Origin of the sequence: Chryseobacterium sp. WLY505 (genome assembly GCF_030846215.1) — a bacterium.
GTDB lineage: Bacteria > Bacteroidota > Bacteroidia > Flavobacteriales > Weeksellaceae > Chryseobacterium.
On the sequence record NZ_JAVCWI010000010.1, the window covers coordinates 109,638 to 120,455 of the forward strand.

Below are 10,818 nucleotides of genomic sequence, written 5' to 3' on the forward strand. Positions count from 1 at the left end.
ACAGATGCACTTGTGTAAGTGCATCTGTATAATATTCCCTACTGCGGCTACTTCTTCAGCATCTGAAAATTATATTTTACGGGATTGTAAGGATTGACAACGGTTCCTTCAACCGTAATTTTACTTGCAAGCAGTTCAAAATTCATATTTTGTGTGTTCTGTTTGGTAAAAAGTCCTTTTTTGGAAGCTGTGAACGTTATGACAACCTTTTTGTTTACCCCATCCACAGGAACCTGAACAGTTAATTCTTTAGGAAGAAGATTAAGTTCTATTTCCTTTTTATACTGGTATAGTACTGCTGTATAATCCAGGTCATATTTTATTTTCCCAATGGCTGTTAAGGCTTGATTGGCTTTCGCAGGATCAGAAATTACAGAGTAAATAATCTCTTTCATAGGAAATTCTGAATAGGAAATCAGGTTTTTCTTGGCGGAAAAAACAACCGCTGTTTCTCCGTTCACAGTTCCCTGAGATATACTTGCTTTTCCTGTGTATTCACCGTTAAGATCATCAAAACTAATGGTTATGGGATCAGGTTTTGGAGCATCATCATCATTACTGCAACTTGCCAGAGCAAAAGGAATAGCCAGTAAGATCACAAGCATGGATATCAATTTTACATGATTGATTTTTTTCATTTTGATTTTGAATTAATTTTTTGATTAAAAAATATTGTATTGAGTACTCATCTATATAAATACAGAATTTCCATATCCTTGCTTGGGATTAAAAAAAATAAATTCAATCAACTGATTTACTGCCTGTTATTTTTAACATTTAAAACAATTAAAAACGCTACTTTATGATTAATCATAAAAAAATCCAACATCTTTCTGATATTGGATTTTTGTGTCGTTGAAGATATAACAGATCAGTTAACAGATCAACAGCAGTCTATACTCTCCATCATTTTCGACAGGTGCTCTGTGAACACAAGGTAATGCTTCCTGATCAGGATGATCAACTGCAATACGCCAAAGGTGGCCCACTCCTAAATTGACGGGTTCTGCATGGGGCTTAGGCTGATAATGAAGATCAAAGAAATACTCTTTCAGAAAGTCTTCAAATTCATCTTCAGTACCGTCATGCAATTTTTTGAGCTGTTCACGGATTTCAGGAATTAAAATTTTCTGTTCCACCTGATCATTGGCGATGATATCACTTGCCGTTCCATGATAAGTGCAGAGAAAAGTGTCTGTGCCTACAGGTGAACGGTCCACATGATAGGAGTACACGTCTGTTGAAATAAAACCGAGTTCCTCATCGCGCTCATAGCATTTAAGCAAATTAAGAACCGGAGATGCACCAAAATCTGTCAATAACTGCAGGTCATTTAAAATAATTTCTCTTGCAACACTTCCCTCTTCTGACAATTCCAATGCTAAAAGATCTTCGCCGGAAACTTCTGTAATATCATCTCTCAACTGAAGCTTTGTGACAATTTCTTTAAAGTCGCCCACTAAATTCCTTTGCCAGCAAATGGCATTCATAGCGCCATGAAAACGGGTATTCACAAGTTCAGAAAAAGAAGAAACCACCTCAATTTGATCATGGTCAGAAAATATAGTGCTCATAGGTTGGAACAAACAGTTTAGCTGCTTAATTCTGTGCAAAAATACGGAATAGGTTATTCAATTCCATCAACCAGCCACGATAAAAAAACAGTGCTCTCATTTGGAGAACACTGTTTTATATATAAGGTTATTAATTTTCAGTTTTGTTTTTTACTTCTTCAGTATCTTTTCTGTCACTGTTGAAGATTTTGTTTTAAGTTTAATATAATATACTCCTGTTTGAAGAGAAGATAATACGATCTGTTCCTGCGTCATATTCAGAGTTCCCTGCTGTACCAGTTGTCCGGTAGCTCCAAAGATCTCATAAGAAACCAAAGGCTCTTTGCTTCTGATTGTAAGTACATCCTGAACAGGATTTGGAAATAATTGTATTCCTGCCTGAACAGCTGTTTCTTCTACTGACATCTGACTGCATACTGATTTAGAATATTTTGTAATAAAAGACTGGGATTTTCCCCCCGTTACATTGACCGTCATCGTATTGACATTATCATTGGAATCTGTAAAAAGCTGGTCATGAAAAACACCTCCTAATACATAATTCCCATTTTTATCTACAGCAATTGCCGTAAATTCATCCTGAACCTGAAAGTTGCTATGAATTTCTCCCGTACCAATTACAGCTCCTGTATCTTTATTGAAACGTACTAATAAAGGATCTGATAAATCTGAATTAGGACGCGTCATTGAAAAGCTTCCCCAAACTTCATTCCAGCTTCCTTTAGCAAATGCTATTTCATTTCCGTTAAGTGCAATTTTCCCTTTCAGGAAACGGTAAGCAGAAAAGCTTGTAAGCCCGTCCGGAACTTTTGCCCATTGTACTACTCCATCTGCATTAAGCTTCATCACAAAAGGAGTCTGCCCCTGATAATTCTGTACCGGAAAAGAATAGCTGCCAAAAGTTGTAGGAACTGTTCCTGAAAAATAACGTCCGGAAATATAAATATCTGAAGAACCCGTACCTTTGATAACGGAATGAATCTCATCATCCATAAATCCCGGTAAGCTGTTATCAAATTCTTTTCTCCATAGCTCTGCTCCCGTACTTCCGTTAAAAGCAAGCAGATATGCATTTTTTGTAAACGGAATATTATTGTACGAGAAATTTTCCAGGTTGCTGGTGTAGTTTCCCACCATTCTTTTACCTGCCAGATAATATCTATTTAAGCTTTCATCGTAAAGCAGGTTCACTTTACCATCTGTTCCTCCCGCAGTTACTCCACCGGTAATAGGGAGTAATAAAGGTGTTGCAGGTGTCATATTTCCATTATCATAGTTAAATTTAACCAGATAATACTGAAGTGATGTCGTGAATGTTGAAGGTACTGTAATCAACCCATTTAAATGAGTTCCTGCTCTGAAACCCACTATAGCATGAATATTTTTGGAAGAATCCATATACATCATTTGTACATCACAGCGTCTGCTAAGATAGCTGACATCTCCCTGCAAAGGTTTGCTCCAATCCAGTGTTCCGTCAGCAGTTTTATATTTAAGCAGATACCCCGCTTTATGCGCCGGCTCTACCGTCTGATCATAATATGTATACAAAGGCATAGTGTGAGTACCGTCAAAATGCATTGGAATAGCAGTAGGATCTCCGCTGTACGAATTATTATAAAGAGTAGCCATTACATATAACCCGCCATTATTATCTACTTCAATATGCCAGGCATTTTCACCATCTTCAGATCCTCCAATAACCGTAGACCATAATGTATTACCCTGACAGTCTGTTGCAAACAACATAAGATCACGAATACCATAATTAGGTACTGATACGCCGTTCAGATTCTGATCTCCATTCCAGACACTTGCGAGATAATAAGTATTGTTATTATTATCTACAACAATATCCCTAATAGATTCATCAAATTGGTAATTAAACCCCGGATCGGCAGAACCCGATTGTCCACCGGCCTGTTTCGCCCATTGCCACTGGTAAGTCTGGCTAAAAGTTAATACCGGAAGCATAATAAGCAATCTCCACAGTTTGTTTTTTAATTGTATCATATTAATTCATTTAATTATCATATACTATAAAAAACAGTGCTCTCCGAAGAGAACACTGATTTATAAGTTACTAATTTTTAATTAGTTTTCCTTGTAATGATGTATCTCCCGTTTGTACAATAACGATATAAACACCTTGCAGCCAGCTGGAAACTTCCACGTCTACCTCACCGGAAGCCGCTTTCACTTCTTTACGGAATTTGACATTGCCCATGGCATCAAAAACTGTAATCTGTTTTGCCAGTAATTTTTCATCGCCCGTGTTATACGAGATTTTCACTTTTTCCTTCGCAGGATTTGGTATCATTTTCAGAGAAGAAACTGCTGTAGCGGTAACGCTTCTTGATGCACTTCTCATACCCATCCAGTCAGGATCTGTCGCTTTGGTGCTAAACTTACAAGTTTCATTAGAGAATAAAATCTCATCAGTACCCTGGAAGTTTGGATTTGGATAGAAAGCCAATGGATTAGCATTCATATCATACACACCTCCTGCCGGAATTGTAATGATAGACGGAATATAAGTTCCGAATCCGTTAAGACTTGAAACATTAAGACTTATTGGCTGGCCACCTGCGTTATGAATAACACCGTACACAGCGTAATGATCTCCAACCCACTTCATTCCTTTAATATCTCCTTCAATCTTACATTCTGTTTCGTATCCACAATCTTTACCCGGATAATAATTCATAGTTCCGGATGTATACTGACACCCTAAGTGGTTAATCTGTAATTGATAGGTACCTGCTCCTCCAATATATAATGGGAAGATGAAATCATTGTTCCCACTCTGGATACTGTTTCCGAACAACATCCAATCATGATGATCAAATATTCCTTTTGGTCCTATGATATAATTCTTCTCTCTAAGACATTCATCATAGCATCCTGTAGGGAATACCCACATCAGACTCTCAAGACTTAACGGTACCTCTACATAATTGGATACTTTACATCCGCTTGGCGCAGTATAAGTAACCTGGAATACACCACCTTCATTTACAGTGATTGACTGTCCTGACATTCCATTGCTCCAGTTATAATCTCCCGTAGATGGTCCTGATGCAGTTAGCTTAATTCTATAAGGCTGACAACTCACAAGGCTGTAAGCTATCGTAACCGGTGATGGCGGATTGCTTACCGTAAGTGTAAAGTTTTTAGAACTTGTACATCCTGATGTACCCGGAGTTCTTACTTCAAGAGTATACACGTAAGTACCTGCAGGTAATGATCCTGTATTTAAAGTGATCGGATAAGGAGCAGAAGTCCATGGTACAACTACCGAACCTGCTTTCTTCCATTGGTATTCTAATGTATTATCCGTTACAAGACCAGTAAGTGTCGTAGAAGATCCCGCACAGATATTAGCTTTGCCTGAGATGTTTACATATGGAGCATTTTTAACAGTCACTGTTGCTGCTTTAATACTCATGATGCTTGTTTTGCAACCATCAGGTGATACCAATACAGGCCAGTAAGTTCCTGACTGAGTAGGAGTGAAAGCTGGTGAATTTGGTGCTCCCAGCACTGGTTGTGAGCCGTTCATCCAGATATATTGGCTGACAGTTCCCATAGAAGCGTTAAACACAAGTGTAGGAACAGAACCTGCACAAGCTACCACATTAGTAGGGGAAATATTACCATCAATGAAAGCTTCATTCACACCAATGTTGACAACCGGTGAAGCATACACACATCCGTTAGGAGTAGTGATTTTTAACTGAACTGTCTTCACACCACTTGTATTATAGGTAACTACAGCATCTTGTCCGGAAGCTACATATGAAGTACTATCAAAAAACCAAGTGTATGTATTCGCAGGGTTGTACCCCGTTGCAGAGAATGTAATCGGCTCCCGTACACAGATTAATGACGGAACCAGAATGCTGGTATTTGGGATTGGAGCCAATGTAACAGTCTGCGTAGTTGTACACGCTGGTTTACCTGGCGCAGACATTGTCATTGTGAAGGTATAAGTACCTGGCGCAAGGTTGTTATACGTAGCCGACTGCCCTGTTTGAGTCGGTTGACCCGGACTAGTGAATGTATAGGTAATAGATGACTGATTGATCTCAAAAATAGTAGAACTATTGAAAAGAGTCACATTATATCCGCCTCCACTACATACTGTGCTTACACTGAATTTAGGCTCGTAGTTCTTTTTTACTTCAACAGCTTTGCTATACCAGCATGATCCATATCTTAAACGTACAAAAACAATATGTGCTCCTGCAAGAGTAGTCTGATATGTTGCCGTAGGCTGTCCCTGAGGAGAAGTTAAAGTAAGTACACTGTCTGATGACCACTCGATCTGATCAGGAGTTCCGCTATATGTTAACCCTGATGTAGAAATTGTGTTACAACCTGACCATGTAGCTGTAAAGTTGATCTGAGGATTTGCGGTACAAGTTCCGCTGCTTGGGCATAGCTGGCTCACATTAATGTTCTGTGAAGAAACCACACAACCATTAATATCTACAGCCTGTACTCTATAGGTTCCAAAAGCACCTGCTCCTCCTATAGTATAAGAATTGGTAGTAGCACCAGATATTGGTGTATTGTTCTTGAACCACTGCCAAGAAACAATATTGGTAAGTCCTGTAGAACTGTTTGCCGTAAGCGTATACGGTGTCATAGTTGTAGGATCACATACCAGAATATTATATACCGGAGAAACCGTAATAATAGTTTCAGGATATATAGTAAAGTTTGCGCTTGCAGTAGGCTTATAGTTACATCCGTTAGTTCCTGTATAAGTTACTGTCACCGTTTGAGAAATATTACTTCCTGAACCGTTCTGGATATATCCGTTATTCGGGAAGCTATAAATTCCGGATGGATTATAAGTAGTGGTATAAGTAGTTCCGTTAGCAAAAGTGAAAGTTACACTCGTTGCTGAAGTGATGATTCCCTGATTTACAGTGAATGTAAGATTAGAACCTAAACAGATTCCTCCAACATTCGTAAAGCTTACTGTAGGAAGAGTAAATAAAGATACCGGAATACTTATTGTTTTTGATACTCCGCATTTTACAATTCTTAAATTCAGCGTAGTGCTGCTTGTTGAAGAAATTTCGTTGAAGTTTACAGTAATATTATTGGTCCCCTGTCCTCCTACAACACTTCCAAAGTTTGAACTTCCAAATGTCCATTCCATAAAGTCTGGAACAATACCGTTCAGATTTGCACTGAATGTCTGAGTACTACTCGGGCAGAAAGGTCCCGGGTTAGGATTGATCATAATCGTATTAAGATCCAATGGCGATACATTGAACGAAATTGGAGCCGAAAGACATCCTGCGTTACTCATAGATTTATTCTGTGCAGACACTGTATATGACGAAGCACCGGTATTAAATATAACCGTTACAGAAGATCCTGCATTGCTACCCTGGATGGTTCCGTTAGTAACACTCCAAACAGGTACCATTCCTGCATCCACGGAACTGATAGTATACACATAAGGTTTTCCGGGACATACTTTCGTTTCTCCTGAAATGGTTCCTGTAGGCGGCTGTGGAATTGGTAATACTTTAATAATTCTTGAATTACTTTCACAACCTCCTCCTTGTTTAACAGCAACAATAGTATAAGCACCTGCTGTTGCAAAAGGATAGGTAAATGGTCCGGATACTAATCCTGATGTGTAAGTAGATCCTCCTGTAGTTACTTTCCAGATAACAGGTACGTTAGGTGTAGCTGTAAATGTCTGGCTTGTTCCCGCACAGATTTCATCTGTACCGCCACTTATTGTTACCGGCTGTTCTACTTCGATATCAATAGTTGCCTTTCCTTCACATGATAATAAAGTATTGAAATAAGTAGCCTCAAGGTGATAAGTTCCGGGCTGAGTTGCTGTGAAAACAATTTCATTTCTCTGCTGGGTATTTACCAACTGACCTGCTCCAGGACCGGTTACATTCCAGTTAACTTTAGTTGTAGGCCATTGAGGAATAGAATAGGTATACTGCTTACCAGCACATACTTTATCCTGTCCTTTAATTTTTGCATTCTTTAAAATCACAGGGATTTTAATTGTAGTCCACTCAGGACAAGCACATTCAGACATGTACATTACATAACCGAAACCGTCCGTTGGATCTACCTGATCCCAAACTACTTCAATTTCGTTACCGTTATTGTTTATGATGTTTCCACCAATAACTTTCCATTGTCCTTTATTACATCCATCCTGTGCATGATACTTCTCTGTACTTCCTTCGCATACCACAGAAGCACAGTCGATCTGTACAGGATATGACTTCACAACCTTGATCTCCTTTCTAAACTTACTCTGGCATCCGCACTTATTGGTTACGGTAAGCTGTATGACATAATTACCAGGATTGGTATAAACATGAGATGGTTCAAAAGCCGTGGAAGTGGAAGTAGCTCCATCTCCGAATTGCCAGAAATAATTGACAATATCCGACCCTCCGTTTTGCTCAGAAAGGTTATCAAAATATACCGTTGTATTATTACATACAGTATAATCCAGATTTAACATTTCAAATTTAGCAATAGGTCTGTTGATTTTTTCAATACAGATGGTCTGTGTTTCCACAGTTCCGTCGTTGTAGGTGATAACAGCCTGTAAAGAGCCATTACCGGCCGCTCCCCATGTAACATACGCTAAGGTATTTCCGGCTCCGGAAATTGAGGCCGTTCCTCCTGAAACTGACCATTGTACATTGGAAACGTTAGACCCCTGAACCAGATATTTCACAGGATCTATGGATTTCTCACAGACCCGGAGGCACTGTGAAGAATTGATGTAGGAACTGGCGATTCCGTTGTCAGGGATCTGACCTTCTTTTTCGCCGCGGAATTCCTGGCATCCGACCTCTTCGGTCCATGTTATTCGAGCTTGTGCTTGTAGCACCCAAGGTACCAAAAGCCAACATAGCAGGAGCAGTCTGAAGACATGCTGCCTACCAAAATAGGTGTTGTTTTTCATAGTTATTAAAAAAGTGTTATTAATTTTTTGTCAAATTAATAAAAAAAATAACACAAAGATCATTTAATAGTGAAAAAATAACACAATTTCACAATTGAAGACCAACGATATAGACAAATTCATGCTTATATGTTATTTCACCAGCATATTAGTTATGCAATAAAATTTAACTTTTCATATAAATTTCAGACTTCAAGTACGATTTAAATAAATAAAATACTCTATTTGTGGTATTAAAAAAAACCGAAACACCAATCAAAAACATTTACCATGTATAATATTAATTAAAAAACGATTATAAATTAAAATTAATAACATTCAAAACTCAATTAAAAAAGAACAAAAACAACGTGAAATTCTTCTCTCACTAAAATATTTTTTCCATCCCCTGAATGCACTTCCCTATCCGTTATATATATCATCTTATTTTATGTAAAATACTACAGATCCCTCTGAACACTATAAAGCAGAATTACAGACAATACCAAAAATATTTTATCTTTGTTTTTTCAGGCATATCATAAATATTTTTACCTGAATACCTTCTATGAAAAACAACAGATTTTTATCCTCTGCAAAAGGAATTTGCACTATAGCTTTTTTAGCTTTAAACACAACTGTTTACGCTCAGAAAACAGCAGATATCTCAACTATTTCAGAGAAAACTTTAAATACCATTCTGGAAAAAAACAGAGCTTATTATACTCAAGGTAAAGTAGCAGATTACATTCCTGAATTGGGAAAAATGGACGCTAAAGCCATTGCTTTTTCCGTAGTAGATAAAAATGGAAAAGTATTCAACACCGGTGATGTAAGCAAAAAATTTACTATGCAGAGCATTTCCAAAATCATATCATTAATGGTGGCCGTCAACGAAAAAGGGGAAGCTCATATTTTCGATAAAATGGGGTATTTCGGATCAGATAAACCCTTCAACCATTTTTCAAACCTTGAAACTACAGGAAAACCGCTTAATCCAATGATGAATGCAGGAGCCATCCTTACCACTTCACTGATCTCAGGAGATGGGGAAAAACCATTCCTTAAAATACTGGATATGGTAAGGTATATTACCAAAAACTCATCCATTGATTATAATAAATCGGTTTACGAATCGGAAAAATCAACCGGACACCGTAACCGTGGTATGTTTTACATCATGAAAAACAGCGGACTGATTTCAGGAAATGAAGACCAGCTGGACAATTACTTCAAGCAATGCTCTATTGAACTTACCGCCGAAGACCTGGCAAAAATAGGATACTTTTTTGCCAATCAGTGCGTACGATTTGACGGAGATGCCACTTATAAAAACGCAGATATGGCAAAATTAGTAGAATCACAGATGCTGACTGCCGGAATGTATGAATTCAGTGGGGAATATTCCAGAACTGTTGGTTTACCAAGCAAATCCGGTGTCGGAGGAGGAATTACGGTAAGCGTTCCGGGGAAAATAGGTATCGGAGTATTCAGTCCTGCCTTAGATCAACATGGCAATTCTCTGGCCGGGTATCATATGATTTTAGATCTGGCAAAACAGTACGGATTAAGTATATTTTAATTTTTTCACCATCACCGTTAATGCACAGACCGTTCATTTACTATACAATGAGATAAATTGTACTACAAATGATCCGGCACAGCATTAAAATGACACATTGGTCAAAAAAGTCCCCAACAAATACACGCATAAAAACAGTAAGTATACCAGATACTTACTGTTTTTTTATGAATTTCGGAAAGATATTTAAATTATTCTTAAAAATACCTATCTGCTTATTTATCAAAAAGATATAAAAAATTCATAAATAATTCAAATTAAATCACAATATATTGATTAATTTTCTTTAAATTCGCTTTGTCATTTTATCAGATTGATAAAGGTATTCTTACATTTTAGAACCCTATTTATTGTATATTATCTTTTTGTAATATACCTAAAAACAAATCTCTTGTTTTTGAAATATTTTATTTTTTATTCCTATATTTGCTTAACATTTTTTTAACTATAAATATTTATAGTTAAAATTTATAAGATTGTACCGGCCATGTTTCTAAGAATAAGGAAACAATAAATATTCTTTAATAGCATTTGAATAATCGATCTTTTAACATTAAAAAATCATTATCAAATAACATTTATGATTGAAGATATATTATAGTTTTATTATTTTTATTTGCTCATAACAGCAAATTGTTATTAATACGAATAACATTAGTGTTTTGCTATGAGATATCATTAATCATTTCTATACCGTAAATGCTATGAAA

The 10,818-nt window shown here is 37.2% G+C and carries 5 protein-coding genes; 1 reads left to right on the forward strand and 4 read right to left on the reverse strand.

What is annotated here, in order from left to right; genetic code table 11:
* Window positions 1-47 precede the first annotated feature (47 nt).
* From RAH34_RS18320 to RAH34_RS18335, 4 genes are all read right to left on the reverse strand, one after another.
* A complete protein-coding gene (locus tag RAH34_RS18320; RefSeq protein WP_114819234.1) occupies window positions 48-638 on the reverse strand; it encodes a DUF4840 domain-containing protein in 591 nt (196 codons plus the stop codon).
* A 237-nt stretch (window positions 639-875) separates the two neighbouring features.
* Window positions 876-1,574: a DUF1826 domain-containing protein gene (locus tag RAH34_RS18325; protein ID WP_306597078.1), complete on the reverse strand. Its 699-nt coding sequence runs from the start codon at window positions 1,572-1,574 to the stop codon at window positions 876-878.
* Window positions 1,575-1,724: 150 nt separating this feature from the next.
* On the reverse strand, window positions 1,725-3,587 hold the full coding sequence (locus RAH34_RS18330) for a T9SS type A sorting domain-containing protein (RefSeq protein WP_306597079.1): 1,863 nt from the start codon (window positions 3,585-3,587) through the stop codon (window positions 1,725-1,727).
* Window positions 3,588-3,657: 70 nt separating this feature from the next.
* A complete protein-coding gene (locus tag RAH34_RS18335; RefSeq protein WP_306597080.1) occupies window positions 3,658-8,547 on the reverse strand; it encodes a PKD domain-containing protein in 4,890 nt (1,629 codons plus the stop codon).
* Between the two features lie 547 nt (window positions 8,548-9,094).
* Between RAH34_RS18335 and glsA the strand changes: the two genes are divergently transcribed.
* Window positions 9,095-10,108, forward strand: a complete 1,014-nt coding sequence (gene glsA / locus RAH34_RS18340; RefSeq protein ID WP_306597081.1) for a glutaminase A — start codon at window positions 9,095-9,097, stop codon at window positions 10,106-10,108.
* Window positions 10,109-10,818 lie beyond the last annotated feature (710 nt).

Excerpts from the sequence above, each read along its gene's own strand:
- RAH34_RS18320 (WP_114819234.1), bottom strand. The coding sequence starts at position 638 with ATGAAAAAAATCAATCATGTAAAATTGATATCCATGCTTGTGATCTTA.
- RAH34_RS18325 (WP_306597078.1), bottom strand. The coding sequence starts at position 1,574 with ATGAGCACTATATTTTCTGACCATGATCAAATTGAGGTGGTTTCTTCT.
- RAH34_RS18330 (WP_306597079.1), bottom strand. The coding sequence starts at position 3,587 with ATGATACAATTAAAAAACAAACTGTGGAGATTGCTTATTATGCTTCCG.
- RAH34_RS18335 (WP_306597080.1), bottom strand. The coding sequence starts at position 8,547 with ATGAAAAACAACACCTATTTTGGTAGGCAGCATGTCTTCAGACTGCTC.
- glsA (WP_306597081.1), top strand. The coding sequence starts at position 9,095 with ATGAAAAACAACAGATTTTTATCCTCTGCAAAAGGAATTTGCACTATA.